This is a genomic window from Streptomyces sp. MMS24-W38 (genome assembly GCF_059889265.1).
This window is the reverse complement of record NZ_JCBCPP010000001.1, coordinates 3,758,280-3,776,553: the sequence shown is the minus strand read 5'-3', so window position 1 is coordinate 3,776,553 and position 18,274 is coordinate 3,758,280. Positions and strand designations below refer to the sequence as shown.

General features: G+C 68.1%; 21 protein-coding genes, 1 tRNA gene and 2 pseudogenes. 9 read left to right on the top strand and 15 right to left on the bottom strand.

Annotated features, from left to right (window positions below; genetic code table 11):
* Nucleotides 1-406: 406 nt before the first annotated feature.
* From AC6F7H_RS16210 to AC6F7H_RS16175, 8 genes and pseudogenes are all read right to left on the bottom strand, one after another.
* On the bottom strand, nt 407-721 hold the full coding sequence (locus tag AC6F7H_RS16210) for a hypothetical protein (protein ID WP_500757674.1): 315 nt from the start codon (nt 719-721) through the stop codon (nt 407-409).
* A gap of 269 nt (nt 722-990) precedes the next feature.
* Nucleotides 991-1,275, bottom strand: a complete 285-nt coding sequence (locus AC6F7H_RS16205; protein ID WP_500757673.1) for a hypothetical protein — start codon at nt 1,273-1,275, stop codon at nt 991-993.
* A 40-nt stretch (nt 1,276-1,315) separates the two neighbouring features.
* Nucleotides 1,316-1,465 (bottom strand): annotated as a pseudogene (locus AC6F7H_RS16200) (site-specific integrase); the annotation flags it as partial.
* 377 nt (nt 1,466-1,842) lie between these two features.
* Nucleotides 1,843-2,847 carry an IS3 family transposase gene (locus AC6F7H_RS16195; protein ID WP_109382741.1) on the bottom strand — a complete coding sequence of 335 codons (1,005 nt, stop codon included), beginning with the start codon at nt 2,845-2,847 and terminating at the stop codon, nt 1,843-1,845.
* Nucleotides 2,848-2,867: 20 nt separating this feature from the next.
* A complete protein-coding gene (locus tag AC6F7H_RS16190) occupies nt 2,868-3,248 on the bottom strand; it encodes a transposase (RefSeq protein WP_500754603.1) in 381 nt (126 codons plus the stop codon).
* 226 nt (nt 3,249-3,474) lie between these two features.
* Entirely contained in the window at nt 3,475-3,741 is a 267-nt protein-coding gene (locus tag AC6F7H_RS16185) for a hypothetical protein (RefSeq protein ID WP_500757672.1), read from the bottom strand.
* Between the two features lie 432 nt (nt 3,742-4,173).
* Nucleotides 4,174-4,488: a hypothetical protein gene (locus AC6F7H_RS16180; protein ID WP_500757671.1), complete on the bottom strand. Its 315-nt coding sequence runs from the start codon at nt 4,486-4,488 to the stop codon at nt 4,174-4,176.
* 1,107 nt (nt 4,489-5,595) lie between these two features.
* On the bottom strand, nt 5,596-5,919 hold the full coding sequence (locus AC6F7H_RS16175) for a helix-turn-helix domain-containing protein (protein WP_500757670.1): 324 nt from the start codon (nt 5,917-5,919) through the stop codon (nt 5,596-5,598).
* A 283-nt stretch (nt 5,920-6,202) separates the two neighbouring features.
* Here AC6F7H_RS16175 and AC6F7H_RS16170 point away from each other — a divergent pair, with 283 nt between their 5' ends.
* The gene (locus AC6F7H_RS16170) at nt 6,203-7,048 is read left to right on the top strand and encodes an IS5 family transposase (RefSeq protein WP_500757669.1); all 846 of its coding nucleotides are present in this window, start codon (nt 6,203-6,205) and stop codon (nt 7,046-7,048) included.
* Here the strand turns inward: AC6F7H_RS16170 and AC6F7H_RS16165 are convergent.
* Nucleotides 7,005-7,547: a hypothetical protein gene (locus AC6F7H_RS16165; RefSeq protein WP_500761856.1), complete on the bottom strand. Its 543-nt coding sequence runs from the start codon at nt 7,545-7,547 to the stop codon at nt 7,005-7,007. The two genes, AC6F7H_RS16170 and AC6F7H_RS16165, sit on opposite strands and share 44 nt — an antisense overlap.
* 144 nt (nt 7,548-7,691) lie before the next feature.
* Between AC6F7H_RS16165 and AC6F7H_RS16160 the strand changes: the two genes are divergently transcribed.
* The 6 genes from AC6F7H_RS16160 (at nt 7,692) to AC6F7H_RS16135 (ending at nt 11,297) form a co-directional block, all read left to right on the top strand.
* Nucleotides 7,692-7,772: transfer RNA gene (locus tag AC6F7H_RS16160), tRNA-OTHER, on the top strand.
* Between the two features lie 122 nt (nt 7,773-7,894).
* On the top strand, nt 7,895-8,029 hold the full coding sequence (locus AC6F7H_RS16155) for a hypothetical protein (RefSeq protein WP_500757668.1): 135 nt from the start codon (nt 7,895-7,897) through the stop codon (nt 8,027-8,029).
* Between the two features lie 492 nt (nt 8,030-8,521).
* Entirely contained in the window at nt 8,522-8,725 is a 204-nt protein-coding gene (locus tag AC6F7H_RS16150) for a cold-shock protein (protein ID WP_004986771.1), read from the top strand.
* A gap of 274 nt (nt 8,726-8,999) precedes the next feature.
* Nucleotides 9,000-10,490, top strand: a complete 1,491-nt coding sequence (locus AC6F7H_RS16145) for a DEAD/DEAH box helicase (protein ID WP_500757667.1) — start codon at nt 9,000-9,002, stop codon at nt 10,488-10,490.
* 46 nt (nt 10,491-10,536) lie between these two features.
* Nucleotides 10,537-10,941, top strand: a complete 405-nt coding sequence (locus AC6F7H_RS16140; protein WP_500757666.1) for a CBS domain-containing protein — start codon at nt 10,537-10,539, stop codon at nt 10,939-10,941.
* Between the two features lie 47 nt (nt 10,942-10,988).
* Nucleotides 10,989-11,297: an SCO5918 family protein gene (locus AC6F7H_RS16135; RefSeq protein WP_500757665.1), complete on the top strand. Its 309-nt coding sequence runs from the start codon at nt 10,989-10,991 to the stop codon at nt 11,295-11,297.
* 427 nt (nt 11,298-11,724) lie between these two features.
* On the opposite strand, the gene AC6F7H_RS16130 is transcribed toward AC6F7H_RS16135, so the two are convergent.
* The 3 genes and pseudogenes from AC6F7H_RS16130 to AC6F7H_RS16120 all read right to left on the bottom strand — a co-directional run bounded on the left by AC6F7H_RS16130 (nt 11,725) and on the right by AC6F7H_RS16120 (nt 14,341).
* Nucleotides 11,725-12,063: a MerR family transcriptional regulator gene (locus AC6F7H_RS16130; protein WP_500757664.1), complete on the bottom strand. Its 339-nt coding sequence runs from the start codon at nt 12,061-12,063 to the stop codon at nt 11,725-11,727.
* A 1,179-nt stretch (nt 12,064-13,242) separates the two neighbouring features.
* A pseudogene (locus AC6F7H_RS16125) lies at nt 13,243-14,043 on the bottom strand (IS5 family transposase).
* Between the two features lie 43 nt (nt 14,044-14,086).
* Entirely contained in the window at nt 14,087-14,341 is a 255-nt protein-coding gene (locus tag AC6F7H_RS16120) for a DUF6332 family protein (RefSeq protein WP_500757663.1), read from the bottom strand.
* Nucleotides 14,342-14,509: 168 nt separating this feature from the next.
* Here AC6F7H_RS16120 and AC6F7H_RS16115 point away from each other — a divergent pair, with 168 nt between their 5' ends.
* Nucleotides 14,510-14,731: a hypothetical protein gene (locus AC6F7H_RS16115; protein ID WP_500757662.1), complete on the top strand. Its 222-nt coding sequence runs from the start codon at nt 14,510-14,512 to the stop codon at nt 14,729-14,731.
* Between the two features lie 578 nt (nt 14,732-15,309).
* Here the strand turns inward: AC6F7H_RS16115 and AC6F7H_RS16110 are convergent.
* From AC6F7H_RS16110 to AC6F7H_RS16100, 3 genes are read right to left on the bottom strand one after another with little or no spacing between them, the layout of a single operon-like run.
* Complete coding sequence (locus AC6F7H_RS16110) at nt 15,310-15,600, bottom strand: transposase (RefSeq protein WP_500757661.1); 291 nt, start codon at nt 15,598-15,600, stop codon at nt 15,310-15,312.
* Nucleotides 15,597-16,286 (bottom strand): NAD(P)-dependent oxidoreductase, encoded by a 690-nt coding sequence (locus AC6F7H_RS16105; protein ID WP_500757660.1) that lies wholly within the window; start codon nt 16,284-16,286, stop codon nt 15,597-15,599. The genes AC6F7H_RS16110 and AC6F7H_RS16105 overlap by 4 nt, the downstream gene beginning before the upstream one ends.
* On the bottom strand, nt 16,283-17,287 hold the full coding sequence (locus AC6F7H_RS16100) for an EamA family transporter (protein WP_500757659.1): 1,005 nt from the start codon (nt 17,285-17,287) through the stop codon (nt 16,283-16,285). Before AC6F7H_RS16100 ends, AC6F7H_RS16105 begins: the two co-directional genes overlap by 4 nt.
* 80 nt (nt 17,288-17,367) lie before the next feature.
* On the opposite strand from AC6F7H_RS16100, the gene AC6F7H_RS16095 reads away from it, so the two are divergent.
* Nucleotides 17,368-18,267, top strand: a complete 900-nt coding sequence (locus AC6F7H_RS16095) for a LysR family transcriptional regulator (protein ID WP_500761854.1) — start codon at nt 17,368-17,370, stop codon at nt 18,265-18,267.
* The last annotated feature ends 7 nt before the right edge of the window (nt 18,268-18,274 follow it).

Here is an 18,274-nt window from a genome sequence, read left to right as displayed (position 1 = left end):
AATCACGGTGCAAGAGGCCACGTCCAATGAGGCGCCAACCCAGCCATTCGCCTAGGTCAGAGCACGAACCAACAACCGAATGATCGCAGCTTCCCAAGCTGAGGGCTCAGGCACCACCAGTACGTGTCGGCCATCGTGGCTTGCTCCGGTCGACGGCACTGGCAACATGGTGGAGACCGGTGGAGGTGCAGCGAGGCATACGCGCGCCTGGTCGGTCGGCGCACCCGCCATCGTGGCTGACTGTCGGCGGTTGAGGTTCGTGCCACAACCGTGCCAGATGCAGGGGTCAGTCACGGTCAACACCGGTGCCCCGCGGTCGAGTAGCCGCCCGCTTCCTCGACTGACGAAGCCGCAGCTCAACCCGCAGATCACCCAGCCTCTCTCCTGAAGTGGTTGTCCAGTCCGCTTACCGAGTCCATACCCGCCGGAACTCCTCGGCCGGGATGGTCTCCAGCAGGTCCTCTTCAGGGGCGATCGCTTGGTCCGTCAGGAAGCCATGCTCGTCCTCCAGGTGCTCCCAGCTGTACCGGTGGAGTTGGCCGGCCGAAGTCAGCTCGGCCTGCTTGACGGCGATCAACTCGCCGCGGTCGGGTACGGCCTCGAAGTACCACAAGCCGCCCTCCTCGTCAGTGCCGCGGAAGTGGTGCCGCAGGGTGGCGTTCTCATCGAGTGCTCGGAAGTACGCCGCGGTCTCTGCTGTGATGCGCTCCAGGTCAACCACGGGACCATCGTGCCAGCGAGCGCGCGGGTTGCTCCGCTCTGACATCTACGAGTGACATCAACGGCGCCAGACGCCGGCACTCCTGGGCGGTCCGACACGGCTAGTGTGACCGGGTGGGTCCTCGGCAGTGCCGAGGAGCGATCGAACTCCTAAAGCGGGTGTCGCAGGTTCGAATCCTGCCGGGGGCACAGTAGAAAGGGCCAGCTCAGGAGGGGGTTCCTCCCAGGCTGGCCCTTCGTCGTTCCGGGTGCCGTGCCACACGCGTGCCACTACGTGGAGAAGTCCTGGTCCGGGTCAGGCACGGCCTTCGGCACGAAGAGGCTCAGCCGGAAGGTGGTCGGTTGCGTCAGGCGCCCACAGAGCCTGTCGACTCGCACCGCCGTCCAGTCGATCTGCGTGTCCGACGCTCGGAGACGGCGGATATGAGCATCCCATTCCGCCTCGTCCTGAGTCTCGAAGAACACCTCCCAGCGGCCCGCGTCAGGCGCGAAGCGAGCAGCAGACCGCTGCACCTCGTTCTGCTGCTGACGCCTTCTTTTGCGCTGCCCTGGCATCGGCCCAGCATCGCCAGCTTCGACCGTGACAGCAAGGCCATTACCCGTCCCCAAGCCCGGAGGCACCTCCCCCGCCGTCGCGGATCATGGCCCGGTCCCGGTCGCTGGTCATGTGCTGATAGATCAGCGCGGCCCGGGAGCTGCCGTGCCCCATCCGCGTCATCAGTTCCCGCGTGCTGGTGCCGGCCGTCAAGCACCCGTCGTCGCTTTGCTCCTCCGGGCGGGCGCACGGGCATGAGGTCAGAACACGTCGTGGCTGGGGCGGTCGGCTCCGCGACTTTAGCCAGCCACTTTGGCGCGAGCCTCGAAGATCATGGCCCCAACGTCGTGCTTTACCGGGCAGGTCCACAGACTGCCCGACGCGCCGGAAGCTTACGGGGCCATGATCACTCGCGCCAAAGCAGCTCCCGCCCAAAGTCACTACGCCGACCGCGTGCCTCACTGACCACCGCATGATGAACCGCAGTAAGGGACCCTCAACGGTTCGACTGAGCATGGCCGGACCAAACCCGACCCCCGGCCCTCCTCGGTCCGGAAGATTTCAAGTCCAGTGAGACAGTTGTGATGCTATGAGGTTTGTGGTGCTGATTCGCGGCGCTTGGCGGGATCGTTGATCCAGGCTGTCCGGGGTATCTCGGGTGGCCGGGGGCGGCGTCCGAAGCGTTCGGGGTGGTGTGTGTAGGCCTGGGCGAGGGTGGCGGCCCGCTGGTCGCGGACCTCTTCGGCGGTGCCGAAATGGACGCTGGCCGGGGTGTGCCAGGCGATACCGGAGTGGCGGTGCTCGTGGTTGTAGTACGCGATGAACGCGTCGAACCACTCACGGGCATGGGCCAGCGAATCGAACCTTTCCGGGAAGTCCGCCATGTATTTCGTGGTCTTGAACTGAGCCTCGCTGTAGGGGTTGTCGTTGGAGACCTTCGGCCGCGAGTGCGACCGGGTGACGCCCAGGTCGATCAGCAGCTGGGACACCTTCTTGGAAGTCATGGACGTGCCGCGGTCGGCGTGCACGGTCCCGGGCACGATGCCGTTGCGGGCGATGGTCTCGCGGATCAGTTCCTCGGCCCGTAGGGCGGACTCGGCGCGCTCGACGGTGTGGCCGACGATGTACCGGCTGAAGATGTCGATGATGACGTAGGCGTGGTACCAGACGCCCTTGGCGGGCCCGGCCACCTTGGTGATGTCCCAGGAGAAGACCTGAGACGGGCCGGTGGCGACCAGTTCCGGCACCACCCGCGCCGGGTGGGTCGCCTGGCGGCGGCGCTCACCGCTCTGGCCCTGTTCCCGAAGGATCCGGTACATCGTGGAGACCGAACAGTGGTAGCGCCCGGCGTCCAGCTCACGGGCCCAGATCTGCGCGGGCGGCAGTTCCGCGTACTCGGCGCTGTTCATCAACTCCAGCACCGTCAGGCGCTCTTCGGCGCTCAGGGCGGACGGTTGGACGCCGACCGCGCGGGGCCCGGGCCGGGCCGGTGGCCGTAGCCGACGGTAGTGGGTGGCACGGGAACGGCCGGTCAGCCGGCACGCGGCAACGACACCGAGCTCGGTCTCGACGCCGTGGAAGGCGTCGTCCACGACCGGGGCGGCGGCAGACTTCAGTCCGCGCTCCTGGAGATCATTTCCAAGAGCGCAGAAGCTTTTCCCATGACCTCCAGAGCGGCCTTGTTCTGGGCCAGCTCCTTCTCGAGCCGCTCCACCTGGCGCCGCAGTCTCTCGTTCTCCGCCTCGGCGGCCGACTTCTTCGGCCTCGCGGGACTGGTCCGGCGGTCGACCAGCTTCTCCAGGGCGCCGGCGTCCCGCGCGGCCCGCCATTCCTTGACGTGCGAGTGGTAGAGACGCTCGCGGCGCAGGATCGCACCCTTCTCGTTCTTCGGGGCCGCGTCGTACTCGGCGACGATCCGCAGCTTGTACTCCGGACTGAAGGAGCGGCGCTTCGGCCGGGGAGCGGGATCGGACGCGGGGTTCTTGCTGGTCATGAGGGAGGTGGTTCTCCTGTCGGTGCCCTCTCAGGCTAACCCGGCAGAGCCGGGTGTCTCACTCAAGGCTGACAGAGAGGGGTCTGACGTGATCAAAAACGCGAGGCCGAACCATGCCGAAGCCCTGGGAGCCCACCCGACACAACAGCCGGATCACTCGCCTGCCTGCCAACGCCCCGACAAGCTAAACGGCCCGACGGGCGAACCGCCGGACCGTTATGGAAGATCAGGACCCGAAGGTGACGATGTAGACGGGGCTGTTAGAGCTGCCCTCGTTGTGCACTACCGGACAGGACGTCTTCTGCTCGCTGTCCTTGGTCTTGACCTGAATTCCGCAGAAGGGCGAATCGTCCCAGTTGAGCGTGTTGATGTTGCTGAGCACGGGGATGTTGTCCCCCCCGTTACCGGTGGCAGCGCTGGCCCCGCCGATGCCGGCGAAGAGGATTCCGCAGGTGGCTACGGCCACCGCTGCAATCTTCTGGACGTTCCTCATGTGTTCTCCTCCGCTTCTCTGCCCCAGATCGGGCAGATACCTGGAGAAAGCTACACAAAAGGGATCAGAGCGTAACGTCCTTCATGCTTTGATCACTCCTACGGCCGTACAAATTCCCAAGCTGAGGGCTCGGCCGGCCGCCGTCGTCAGGCGCTGGCCGTCGGCACTTGCTCTGGTCGACGGCACAGGCAGCATGGCTGAGGACGGTGGGGTGCAACGAGGCACACGCATGCGTGATCGGTTGGCGTACCCGCCATCGTGGCTGACTGTCGCCGGTTGAGGTTCGTGCCACAACCGTGCCAGATGCACGGGTCAGCCACGGTCAACACCGGTGCCTTACGGTCGAGTAGCCGCCCGCTTCCTCGGCCGGTGAAGCCGCAGCTCAGGCCCGAGATCACCCAGCCTCTCTCCTAAAGTGGTTGTCCAGCCCGCTCACCGAGTCCATACCCGCTGGAACTCTTCGGCCGGGATGGCCTCCAGCGGATCCTCTTCAGGATCGATCGCTTGGTCTGTCAGGCCGCCGTGCTCGTCCTCCAGGTGTTCCCAGCTGTACCGGTGGAGTTGGCCGGCCGAAGTCAGCTCGGCCTGCTTGATGACGATCAACTCGCCACGCTCGGGTACGGCCTCGATGTACCACAAGCCGCCCTCCTCAGAGGCGTGGCGGAAGTGGTGCCGCAGGGTGGTGTTCTCGTCGAGTGCTCGGAAGTAGGCCACGCTCTCTGCTTTGATGCGCTCCAGGTCAGCCACGGGACCATCGTGCCAGCGAGCGCGCGGTTGCACCGTTCTGACATCCACGAGTGACATCCACGGCGCTGGACGCCGGCGCTCCTGGGCGGTCCGGCAGAACCAGCGTGGCCGGATGGTTCCCCGGCAGTGCCGAGGAGCGATCGAACTCCTGATGCGGTGGTCTGCGAGGGGCGCTGTCGTTCGGCTGGCAGACTGGCCGCTTGCCGTGGGGACTTCGGACAAGGACGTGATGAGCAGGCACACGAAAGGGTGGCTGATCGGCGGTTGGCTCGTGCTGGTTGTCGGCAGCTGGTCATTCACGGAGTCGATCAACGATGGGATCGAGCCAACGTCGGGTCCCCAGCCGAAGCCGTCGTCGTCTAGTCCTTCTTCGGGATGTTCGGCGCCGACACCGTCGTCCGACGCGGAGCGCGACGTTATTGCCTACGCCGACGCGGAGCCCGGTGTTGTTGTCACAGCGGTCATCTGCAAGACGTCAGGCTGACGTCATAACCCCAGTGAGACGTCCACGGCCCTTGCCCGCGACAGAGGTGAGTGTCTAAATGCGTGACAACGCCGACGCACAGCGGCGGACAAGCACAAACGCTTGCGGACCGCCGCCGCAGGCCAGGAGCAAAGTAGGTCCAGGTCGAGCGCCCAACCAAGTTGCTTCGAGACGGAGGTCGCTCCGTTAGGGTGCGCCGCATGACCGACGACGCCCCGGCCTGTCCTGAGTGCAGCCTGCCCCTGAAGTCCGGCGGTCTCGTGCTGTCCAAACGAGACGACGACGGCCGGAGGATCTGCCGCTCTCTGTGGCGGTGTGCTGGTCGGCACACCTGGTGGCAGTGGGCGGACCGGCCGGACGAACCGCTGGAGGTCTGCCCAGTTCCGAAGCTGTTCCGTTGACATCCAACGCTGACATCAACGAACCCGGACGACGACACACATCTGCGCTACTGGACGGCCACCTGCCCAGCCGACGAAGGCACCAGGGGCGGGCGTAGATCGAACTTCCTCAAGCGGGTGTCGCAGGTTCGAATCCTGCCGGGGACACAGAAGGGAAGGGCGCCTGCGAACTTTCGCAGGCGCCCTTCGGCATCCATGGCTGACGACCTGCCCGCCAGGCACTCATGCGGCGTGCGGGGTGAAGGTGACGCGGGAGTCGCCCTCGTCGATGGCCAGGTTCAGGGTGCCGTCCAGGGCCTTGGCCAGGCGTCGCAGCAGCGGGAGCGGCGGCACGGTGTCGCCGCCCTCCATCCGGGAGACCTGAGGCTGCGTCATCCCGGCCCGCTCGGCCAGCTCGGCCTGGGACAGGCCGAGTTCGGTTCGACGGTCGTAGACCGCCTGCCCGAGGTCGCCGGCCAGCCGCGCGTCGACGTACTCCTGGTCGTACTCCACCGCCTCACCCGCAAGCTGCCGGGCCTGGCGCGTCCTCCACGTGCTGTGGTTCATCAGCTCTCCTTGCGCCGCTCGTAGGTGTGCTCGGCCTCGCAGACCTCCTAAGGGCGTGCAGATCTTTAAGAAGCTGTTGTCTTTTCGATCTTGAGCGGTGGCGGTCGAACGCGGGTTCCCGGTCGGGTGATCCTGCCGAGGCCAGGGCATGAAGACGGGGCCTCCTGAACAACTCGTGGGTGTCGAATCCATAGAGCAACAGGAGGCCCCGGTGCCGCAGTCTTCCGTGTCAACGGGCGGGCAGTCCAACCCGGCTGCTCCATCGTGTGAGTGCCTCGCGCACGTGTACGGCAACGCGGCCGACCGGCCCGAGCGGCAGCGCCGGTACCCGACCGACCTGACGGACGCGGAGTGGGCCGAGGTCCGGCCGCTGCTGCCGGTGCCCGCCTGGCTGGGCGGCCGGGGCGGCCGGCCCGAGGGCTACTGCCACCGCGCGATACTGGACGCGATCCGCTACCTCGTCGACAACGGAATCAAGTGGCGGGCGATGCCCGCCGACTTCCCGCCGTGGGACCGGGTGTACGCGTTCTTCCGCCGCTGGCTCGAGAACGCCCTGATCCAGGAGTTCCACGACCGGCTGCGCGCGCAGGTCCGCAAGAAGCTGGGCCGGGACGCGGAGCCGACGGCCGGGGTGATCGACTCCCAGTCCATCAAGGCGGACGCCGTGGTCGGCGCCGACAGCCGCGGCTTCGACGGCGGCAAGCTGATCAACGGCCGTAAGCGGCACGTCGTGGTCGACACCCTCGGCCTGCTGCTGGGCGTGCTGGTCACCGCCGCGGATGTCGGCGACCGCGCCGCCGCCCAGGTCCTGCTGGCGCGGGTGGCCGCCGCCCACCACCGGCTGGAGCTGGTGTGGGCCGACGGCGGCTACACCGGCAGCCTCATCGAGCACTGCCTGGCCACGTTCGCCCTGGTCCTGGCGATCGTCAAGCGCAGCGACGACAGGCGCGGCTTCGTGGTGCTGCCCAAACGGTGGATCGTCGAGCGGTGTTTCGCCCACCTGATGCAAAGCCGCCGCCTGGTCCGCGACGTCGAGCGCCGCACCAGCAGCGCCGAGGCGATGGTCTACTGGTCGATGACCCTGCTCATGACCCGCCGCCTGGCCCGGCCACCCCGCGGGCAGGCGTGAACCGGCCCGGCTGCTGCTCGGCCAGCCAGCCGCGGGCCACCAGGCGCTTGGCCTTCGACCGCAGCGCCTCCACCCGCGCCGGTACCACGTCCATGCCGAACCCTGCGGCCAGTTCCTGACAGGTCACCGGCCCCTGCCCGAGCCGGGCCCGGTCGGCTGCCACCTGCAGGATGCGCTGGTAGTCCACCGGCAGCGCCGACCGGGCAAGTCCCTCGCGCCACAGGGGCACCTGCGACTTCGGCCTCGCCGCCTGCGGCGTCCTTCCGGTCTGCTCCTCGGCGGCCGGCGCGGTCCGGTCGGCCGCCGCGTGGTCCTGCCCGGTCTCGTCCGCCGGGGCCAGCACTTCGCCGACCTTCGAGCGGGCGATGGCCCATTCCTTCCATTCCCGCTCGGCCACGGCCAGCTCGGCCTGAATACGGTCGGCCTCCTCCCGCAGTTCGTCCACCCGACGGCGAGCACCCAGCTCGCGCTGTTCCAGCAGTCCGACCACCGACGGCATCCACGACTCCCACAGCAGCGACGACATGACAGCCCGTCACTCCCACCAGATCGCCGCCCCTATGCCCCACCAGCGAAAACGCAGCCCTCACGTCCGGAAAGACAACAGCTTCTGAGTGGTCCTTCCCCGGTCAGACCCCCTGTGGCCCACGTCTCCGCAGGCCACAGACCCGCCCCGGGAAAACTCCTGAAGCGGGTGTCGCAGGTTCGAATCCTGCCGGGGGCACAGAGAAACGCCTGGTCAGAGGTCCTTCCGTCCCACGGGCGGGAGGGCCTTCGCGCTGGCAGCACATGCAACGACCCTGACAGCGGCTCTTCAGCCTGTGTCCGGTCGTCGGCCTGCTGGAGATGGACTGCGAGGCACTGCTGAGCCCGGAACACGACCAGCGGCTGATCGGCTGCACCGCCCGCTCGTGCAGCGAGTCCCAGGAACGGCTGGAGCTGCTGCGCGTGGTCGGCCTCCAGAACCTGTCCCGCGGCTGAACCGCTACGCAGGGGCCTGCCGATGCCTGCAGCAGCGATACCGCCCCGGACCGGTGTCCGGTCGCCGACGTCGCCCTCCACTTGCCGCTCACGGCGGCCGGGACACATCGGCATGGACCCCGGTACACCGCTGTCCGCCTTCACCAGTCCGGATCGTCGTCCTCGTGGCCGAAGTCGGGGATTTACGGGCCAGCAGGGTCTGGACAACATTATATCTGCATCCGCGGGGTGAGAATTTTACGGAACCGTGCGGGCAGTTTCCTTGCAGTAACGATCGGAGCGGAATTATTCAACGCACACGGACCGCTGCAACGTGCTACTGTCGACCTCAGTTGCAGTTGTGGTTCCCGAATTCCAAGTTCTTCTCAGTCGGCTTCTGCGCCACTGGAAGCGCCTTTTGGCACCGGTCTTTTTCCGGGCGGGGTGATCATCGCGGCGACACGGCGTCCGTACAGTGCGGATGCCGACTCACTGCCCCGAAGGAGACAAGACATGGCTACTGGCACCGTGAAGTGGTTCAACGCAGAAAAGGGCTTCGGCTTCATCGAGCAGGACGGTGGCGGCGCCGACGTGTTCGCCCACTACTCGAACATTGCCGCCCAGGGCTTCCGCGAGCTGCTCGAAGGCCAGAAGGTGAGCTTCGACATCGCGCAGGGCCAGAAGGGCCCGACGGCCGAGAACATCGTTCCCGCCTGACGTCGGCGCGCACTTACAGCTGGGGCCCGCATCCTTCGGGGTGCGGGCCCCAGCTGTATGCACTTCCCGTAGTGGTTTCGCCTGCGGGACGACTGCTAGGAATCCGCGGACTTACGCACACGGATTCCTTTTCGGGGACGCCAGAGCATCTCCTCTCGATCACATTTTTGCGTACGATTTATTTTCGTTTCCCACTCGGCCCGTTCTTGCAATTCTCCATGCTGCGCACTGCTCGGGAATTCCTTGATATGTGCCGCATCAAGGAAGGTCCCGCATGAACCGCACACGCACGAACGACCGCTTCGCCCGCGCTCGGAACGGCAGCACCGCCCCCGGGAAGAACGGCAAACGGTTCGGCTCATCGTCCCCGAGCCGCTCCGGCGGACCGGTTCGTTCCAACGGTCACAGCCGCCGCCCCGCCGCGTTGCAGGGTGAGTTCGCCCTCCCCAAGACGATCACCCCGGCGCTGCCCGCCGCGGCGGGCTTCGCCGATCTCGCCATGCCCACGGAGCTGCTGGCCGCGCTCGGCTCCCAGGGCGTGACCGCCCCGTTCCCGATCCAGGCCGCGACGCTGCCGAACTCCCTCGCCGGCCGGGACGTTCTGGGCCGGGGGCGCACCGGTTCCGGCAAGACCCTCGCCTTCGGGCTGGCCCTGCTGGCCCGCACGGCCGGGCAGCGCGCCGAGGCCCGGCAGCCGCTGGGGCTGATCCTCGTACCGACGCGTGAGCTGGCGCAGCAGGTCACCGACGCGCTCACGCCGTACGCCCGCTCCGTGAAACTGCGCCTGGCCACGGTGGTGGGAGGGATGCCGATCAGCAGGCAGGCCGGCGCGCTGCGCCGCGGCGTCGAGATCGTCGTCGCCACTCCCGGACGCCTCAAGGACCTCATCGAACGCGGCGACTGCCGGCTGGACCAGGTCTTGGTCACCGTCCTCGACGAGGCGGACCAGATGGCCGACATGGGCTTCATGCCGCAGGTCACCGCCCTGCTCGACCAGGTTCGCCCCGGGGGTCAGCGCATGCTGTTCTCCGCCACTCTCGACCGCAACGTCGACCTGCTCGTGCGCCGCTACCTGAGCGACCCCGTCGTGCACTCCGTCGATCCGTCGGCCGGCGCGGTCACGACGATGGAGCACCATGTGCTCCACGTCCACGGCGCCGACAAACACGCGGCCGTCACCGAGATCGCCGCACGCGACGGCCGCGTGATCATGTTCCTGGACACCAAGCACGCCGTCGACCGCCTCACCGAGCACCTCCTGAACAGCGGGGTGCGGGCCGCCTCCCTCCACGGGGGCAAGTCGCAGCCGCAGCGCACCCGTACGCTGACGCAGTTCAAGAACGGACACGTCAGCGTGCTGGTGGCGACCAACGTCGCTGCGCGCGGCATTCACGTCGACAGCCTCGACCTCGTCGTCAACGTCGACCCTCCGACCGACCACAAGGACTACCTCCACCGCGGCGGCCGCACGGCCCGCGCCGGCGAGTCCGGCAGCGTCGTCACCCTGGTCACCCCGAACCAGCGCCGCGCCATGACCCGTCTCATGGCAATGGCCGGCATCGTCCCGCACACCACCCAGGTCCGCGCGGGCGCGGAGGCCCTGCACCGCATCACCGGTGCCCAGGCCCCCTCCGGCATCCCGGTCGTCATCACCGCACCGGTGGTCGAACGCCCCAAGCGTGGCGCCACCTCACGCGGTCGGCGTCGCTCCGCTTCGGCGACCCGGCGCGCGCCCGCACGACGGTCCGTCTCCGACGCGGCCTAGGACCGTCTTGATCAGGAAGCTGACACATCTCTGCAGGAGGCACCTCTTGACGCTGGTCCAGATGCATTCCCGCTCAACTAGCACCAACGCCGTGCCCAGAACGGTTGCCGATGCCATGGACTCGGCCGGGCCTCAGGTCTGGGACGCCATGACCGTCGAAGTGGCGCTGTCCGTCATGGCCGCCGCCCGCACGGGTCACCTCGTCGTCTGTGACGAGGACGGCCAGTACACCGACCTGGTCACCCAGGCCCGGCTCACCGCCGTGCGGGACAGTCCCGGATACACCGACCGGGTCCGCCTGCGCGACATCTCCGACGACGGCGGGCCCTTCGCCTCGCCGCTGACCACGGTGGCCGAAGCCGAGCACGCGATGCGCCACCGGCGGCTCGGGGCCCTGCCCGTGGTCGACGAGCACGGCAACACCCTGGGCGTCGTCACCCTCTCCCGCTGAACCGCCACACCATGGTCGGCCCCTTCCTCTTCTCCCTGTGAGGCATCATGCGTTGTGTCATCGCCCGCTTTCCGTTCGAGCTCACCAAGGGCGGCGTGCTGGAAGCGATGAGGGGCGTCACACCCGAGCCGGTCACCGGCGACTCCGTGGTCATCGGGCGCCGCCACTATCCCGCCAAGCAGGTCGGCCAGGTCATCACCCGCCAGGACCGCCGCGATTTCAGCGGCGACGAAGTCCTCAGGGCCATGACCCGGCTCGGCTTCACCTGCCGCACCGTCCCCAAGGCCGCACCCGCGCGCATCGGAAGCCCGCTGCAGCGGGCTTCCGCGATGCTTGGCGCCCCCATGTCCATCTGACCGACGGGAGAGGTGCGAGCCGGTACCAGGACAGCAGCGAGAGCCCGAGCCGGCTTGTTTCCCCGACCTCGTCAGCCGGTCGAGCAGGTTGGCGCGATCTCTTACAGCGTCGCCGCCAGCCTGCGCCCCGCTCCAGGTGGCACACCCGCCCGGTTCCGCGGCCACAGCCGCGTCGGCCCGGCGCGAGGGCAAGGGCGACCATGGTTCCGGGCGCTCCCACGGGGTCACCTGGTGAGCCGCGGCCTGCGCGCCCGGCACATCGCGTGCGGACCCGGACGGTGAGACTCGATGGCCGGCCTGATCGTCGACACGGCAGCGCCGGTGCCCCGTCTCCTCGGACCGCCCTCCCAGGCCGGATTGCGGTGCCCAGCCTGATCGGCTGCCGGCCGCGGGCCTGGTGGGCCACCGTCCGCTGTGCGGGTGCGGGTCAGGCGTCCGCCGTGTGGCCGGACCCGACCTCCCCGCGGCGCAGTTCGTCGTTGATGCGCCGGGCCTCTTCCAGCTGGTCTTCCAGGATGATGATGCGGCAGGCCGCCTCGATGGCGGTGCCCTGGTCGACCATCTCCCGGGCGCGGGCGGCGATGCGCAACTGATAGCGGGAGTAGCGACGGTGGCCGCCCTCGGAGCGTAGGGGCGTGATCAGCCGGGCCTCACCGAGGGCCCGCAGGAAGGCGGGCGTGGTACCGAGCATCTCCGCTGCTCGTCCCATGGTGTAAGCGGGGTAGTCGTCGTCGTCGATTGGGTCGAGCGGTGTGTCTGTGGTCATCTGCACCTCTGATGGGGAATGCGTCGAGGGGCCTTGGTGCCGTACGGCACCAAGGCCCCGAGGGATTTGTAACACCATCGACCGGCCTACTGCGATGCCGGCCTTCTGTTTCCGCACCGGCCCCCGACGGGGGGCGGAGAGTGCGGGGATCGCGGATGCGTGACCGTGGGACCACCTTCCGTTCCGGGGCCTGCGGTACCCGGGCGGACCCTTCCCGCCCGGGCGATCCTGATGGCGTCCTCCTCCTTCTCTCTTTTTTCTGACGAACTTCTCACTCCTGCATACTGCCGACAGCCCTCCTGCGGCCACCGGGCCCGGCGGTCAGCGAGGGGACCCCAAACCCACTCCGGCCCCACCACTCCACCGCCGTGCCAGAACCTCTGTTTTCGCGCGGGCAGTTCGTGTCTGCCCCGCCTCACTGACTTCCTGACTACAGCAAACACTGTAATCTCGTCGCGTACGCATGTCTACAGCAGACACAACAGATTTCAGCCCATGCGAGTGAAAGATTTTACACTGGCGGCCCCTGTGCCGCAGCCGCGCGGCTTCGGCCGGGGCATGACTCGACGGAGCGGCGACCTCCCCCGACGGACGGCCACCGCAACGACGTCACCAGCTTGGTCCCGGCCCTCGAGGCCGCGCCGGTCGTACGGCCGGCATGGCCGGCCGGCGTGCTGACCTGGCGGGGCCGACCGCGGTCACGACCGACGAGTGTCACCGTCCCGTCCATACCCCCGGGGCGAATCCGCTGATCACCCCACGCGATAGGCGCACGGTTCCGGGCTTCGCACCCGATGTCGGTCCGCCGAGTGCGCCTTTGCCGTCGCCCTGAAGTCAAGCCGGGCGGGCCCCTGCACAAGCTCGACGGTCGTCCTCGAGGAGGGCCCGCCAGAACGGATTCAGCACACATGAGGCCGGGAAATTACGTGAACACATGAGAACTGCGGAGGGGCGTTTCCCCAGGCCAGGCACCCTGCGACTACTGTTTCCTCAGGTCACAGCCGTCACCAGGGAAAACTCCTGAAGCGGGTGCCGCAGGTTCGAATCCTGCCGGGGGCACAGTAGAAAGGGCCAGCTCAGGAGGGGTTTCCTCCCAGGCTGGCCCTTCGTCGTGTTCAACGTCGTGCCACACGCGTGCCACTAGGGTCCACGCGGAGCCCGCGTCCCTTAGAAGTCATCTCATTTGGCGAGTCGGCGGTAGCAGATGAGGGTGCAGGCGATGCTGGTAAAAGGCGAGGAAGTGCTCGGCCTTGCGCTCGTACCGACGGTGAAGGCGGCGGCAGCCGGCGAGCCAGGCCATCGTGCGTTCGATGGTCCAGCGGTGACGCCCGAGCCGCTGCGAGGTCTCGATGCCCTTGCGGGCGATGCGGTGCCGGATGCCCCGCTGGGACAGCCATCGCCGCAGGTGGTCGTAGTCGTAGCCCTTGTCGGCGTGAAGCTTTCCCGGCCTGCGCCGGCGGGGGCCGCGGCGGGAGCGGACGGGAGGGATGCCCTTCACGAGCGGGACCAGGGCCTGGCTGTCGTGGACGTTGGCCCCCGAGATCCCGACGGACAGGGGCAGACCGGTCCGCTCGGTGATCAGGTGGATCTTCGAGCCTTACGTGCCCCGGTCCACAGGATTCGGACCCGTCAGCTCCCCCTTTTCAGGGCCCGCATGTTCACCGAGTCGATCGCGCACCTCGACCAGTCCAGCTCGCCGCGGGAACCGAGCTCGTCCAGGACCAGCCGGTGCAGCCTGGCCCACACCCGGGCCCTGGTCCACTCGGTGAACCTGCGGTGCGCCGTCGCGCCGGACGGCCCGAACGACTCCGCCGGCAGCTGCTGCCACGTGCAGCCCGACGTCGTCACGAACACGATCGCGGCCAGCACCTCGCGGTCGCCGTGCCGGCGTCGGCCGCCGCCCTGGGGCCGCGTCGGTGCCTCCGGCACCACGCGCTGGAACAGCTCCCACAACTCATCCGGCACCAGCCGCTCAACGATCCCCACGCTGGCAGGCTAGCGACCTCAAGGAGAGGGCCCGCAGTCAGCGGCCCATTCGGCGCTGCTCGTCGAACCGACGCAGCACCCGTACCAGACGCCACGTTCCGGCCGTCGCTCCGAGCAGTGCACCCCCCACCAACACGCCCTTCTTCGCTGAACCAGAGATGTCAAAGGCTAGTGCGAGAGTCAGAGCGACGGCGAAGACCGCCGCAGCCAGCGCGACGGCAGTCACCAGGGCGAAAACGATCTCCACCGTCATTGCGTCCTTTTCCCACCGCGACTCACGCCCCATGTCCATGCCGCAAGTCTCACATCACGGTCAAGCCATGGTGCATGGGCCGGACAGTCTGACTCTCACGTGCGGAGGCGCACGTACCAATTGAGATGACTTCTGAAGCGGGTGTTGCCGTCCGGATCTGTGCCGACGGTCACAGCGAACGGGATACCCGTAGGCGCATACTGGGTCATGACAAAACCTGCTGCATCGAAGCGTCATCTGCCTACCAGCCCCTTCAAGGCCCCGGTCACGTCGGCTCCCGAGCACTTCGCCGTGGGCGACCAGGTCACACACGACGTGTACGGCCTCGGCCGGGTGATCGGCGTCGAGGACGGAATCGCGGCGCTCGTGGATTTCGGCTCGGCGCAAATGCGGATCTTGAGCCCGTACGCCAAGATGACCAAGCTGTAGGACCGCTGTGCCCGGTCACGGCACACCCAGGCCCCTTCAGGGACCTGTAACGAAAGAGAGACCTCTCATCGATCTGACATCGCTGTTCTCCGCCCCGGAAGGGCAACCCCGCTGCTCCACCGCAGCATCGCCGCCTCCGGCGACAAACCCCTTCCAGGCCCCGGACTTCGGGGAGGACGAGACCTTCCCGCTCGAGAATGCCCAGGAGCCCGCCTCGGGCATGCGTGCGGCGCGACCCGAGGCGGCTTAGCTCCACGAGTGACGGTGGCTTCGCAGCCAGCCGCGGGCCGTCTCCGGTGCTGCGGTGAGGAGTGCGGCCGTCTCGGTTTCCGTCTCATTCAGCCCCGTTCACCGTCGTTCAGCCGAGACCGTGTGCCGGGCCCTTCCCGTAGGCCGGCCGCCCATGAACACGGGTGAACGCCCCTGCACACAGCCAGGCCACCCACCGACGCAGTTGGAAGAGGTAGCCCCACTCGGGGTGCCTGCGTGGGCGCCTGCGGTTGCAGTAGGTCTCGATGAACGTGAAGATGTCGGCCCGGGCGCTGGCCCGGTCGTTCCGGATGCGCGTGCCGATCTCCTCATTTCAGCACGGCGAAGAAACTCTCGGCGGCGGCGTTGTCGAAGCAGATCCCGGTCCGCCCCATGCTCTGCTGGAGCTCCAACTCGCCTATTCTTTCCCGGAATTGAGTGGAGATGCACTCCGGTCCGCGATCGGTGTGGATGATGCAGCCGTTCTCCAGGCAGCCCAGGCCGGCGGCCATGTCGAGGGCATCGACGACCAGGTCGGCGCGGCGGTGGTCGGCCATCGAGTAGCCGATCACCTCACCGGCCGCCAGATCGAGCCAGGGCCTGTCCCTTGCCCGGCTCACGCTGACGGGTGTTCGCCGTGGTGGACGACCGTGATGAGGTGCTCGGGGCCAGGGGTCTCGAGTTCGTCGACCACGGCGACAGCAAGGTCCTCGGCGCTGATCCAGGATCGCCCGTCGGCGCTGATGAGCAAGGTGTCGGTGCCGCGCCGATAGCGGCCGGTTCGTATGCCGGGTTCGAGCAGGGCCGGTGGACTCAGGTAGACGCAGTCGGCACCGGCATGGGACTGGCAGGTTCGCAGCTGAGCGATTCCGGCGGCGGCAACGGCCTTGATTTCGGCAGGCACGAACGCCGGGTTGTCGGCGACCCGCAGATTGCGGTCGTCGGGGCTGCGCAGTGCGCCTGCACCTCCGATGACGAGGACACGGATCTCGAGCTGTGCGGCGATGTCCAGCACCGTACGGGTAGCGCCGACCAGAAAATCCTCGTCGACCGGCACGGTCCGCACGGTCAGTACGACGGCGTCCGCGGCGCCGTGGGAGGCGGAGCCTGCGAGTGCCTCGTGCACGGCGCGGGAGTCGTTCGCGTCAACTGCGACCGGCGTCACGTTCGGGTTCCCCGCGTTCTCACCCGCGGGTTTCCGGGACAAGGCGATCACCTGGTGCCCGCGTGCACTGGCCTCGTTGATCACCCGGCTGCCGACCATCCCGGTGGCGCCCAGTACGGCGATCTTCATGCCTGTCTTCATCGAATCCGTCCTTCTCGTATGTGGTCGTCGCGCAGTCCGGTCTTCTCGGATCGGGCTTCCGGCGGCCTGTCGCGCGCCGTGCGACCCGGCATGTTCGGGGAATTGAGCTGCGCCGCGAGCAACGCGGCCAGGGCGAGGACGAAGCCAAAGGTCTGCAACAGGCTCAGAAACTCGCCCAGCGCGACACCGATGACGGCCGCGACCAGCGGTGACAGCAGCACCAGCGGTGCGGACGCGCCGACCGGCAGCTTTCCGATACCGCGGAACCACAGCGTGGACGCGACCAGTCCGCCCACGCTGCCGAGCCACAGGTATCCGCCGACGGCTCCGGCATCGATGCGCGGCGGCGCACCCTCGATCGCGAGTGTGAGAGGAAGCAGGAGCAGGCCGCCCGCCGTCAGTTGCCAACCGGTCAGGGTCAGTGGACCGACCCCCGCGGGAAGGCCCCAACGCTTGGTGAGGACGATCCCGACGGCCATCGTGGCCGTACCACCGAGGCCGGCGAGGACGCCGACGGCGTCCAGCCCGGCCTGCGGCCCCAGGACGACGAATCCGACGCCGACCACGCCGAGCACACTCCAGGTCAGTCGCCAGGCCGTCGGCCGGACGTGGAGCACCGCGACGGCCAACCCGGCAACCATCAGCGGCTGGGTGGCACTGAGAGTGGCGGCGACACCGCCGGGGAGTCGTTGGGCCGCGACGAACAAGAGGGGGTACAAGGCGCCGATGTTGAGCGCGCCGAGGACGGTGGCCTTGCACCACCAGTCCCCGCGCGGGAGCGCTCGGGTGATCGTCAGCGCGAGCAGCCCGCCGGGCAGGGCGCGGAGCATCCCGGCGAACAGCGGATGGCCGGGCGGGAGCAGTTCCGTGGTGACGACGTATGTGGTGCCCCAGGATGCGGGGGCGAGTGCGGTCAGTGCGACGGTGGCCGCCTGCTGCGCGGACGGGATCCGTGGCGGGCCAGGTACTCGGCCAGGTGCCCGCTCGGTCGAGGTATGCATGTGATGAAGTCTCAGGACCGACCCCGTCATGGGTCCAACACATGCTTGTCATCGCAACCATGAACCAGAACCATGGTCGCGTGGACCTACAGCAGATGCGCTACGTCGTCGCCGTCGCCGAAACCCGCAACTTCACCCGCGCCGCGGAGCGCTGCTTCGTAGTGCAGTCGTCACTCAGCCACCGGATCGCCGGCCTGGAACGGGAGCTCGGGGTCAAGTTGTTCGCCCGGTCCAGTCGGCGCGTCGAACTGACGCCTGCGGGAACGGCGTTCGTCGCCGGCGCACGCGAGTGTCTGGCCGCGGCCGACCGCGCGGCCGCCGACGCCGCCGCCGCGACCGGCGTGGTACGCGGCCGGCTCGCCGTCGGCGTGATCGTGACGACGGCTGCCGTTGACGTACCCGAGCTGCTGCAGCGATACCGAGCCCAGCATCCGGACGTCCGGGTCGCCCTCCGTTCCGGACGCAGCGATGAACTGGCGGCGGCGGTCCGGAACGGCGAGCTGGACATCGCCTTCCTCGGCGTGCCGGAGAGCGAACCGCCTTTCGGTGTCGGTGCCGTTGTTCTCGATCACGACGAGCATGTGCTGGTGGTGCCGGCCGGGCACCGACTGGCGGGCGTTCCCCAGGTCACACTGGGGGAGATCGCCGAAGAGACGTTCGTGGACTTCGTGAGCGGGACTCCCGCCCGAGCCCAGTCCGATCAGGCGTTCGCCGCCGCGGGCCTGGTACGCGACGTCTCGTACGAAGTCGGCGTCGTGGAACTCATCACCCGGCTGATCGCGCGCGGGCTCGGCATCGCGCTGCTGCCGTCGGCGTTCATCGGACCGTCGGCTGCCGACGACCCCGAACTGGCGCTGGTCCCGGTGGTCGACGGACCGCATCGGATCGAGTATCTGGTGTGGAACCGCTTCAATCCCAGCCCGGCCACCCGAGCGATGCTCGGCGTCCTCGGGGTGGGAACGTCGTCGGAAGTGTCCTGACCCGCCG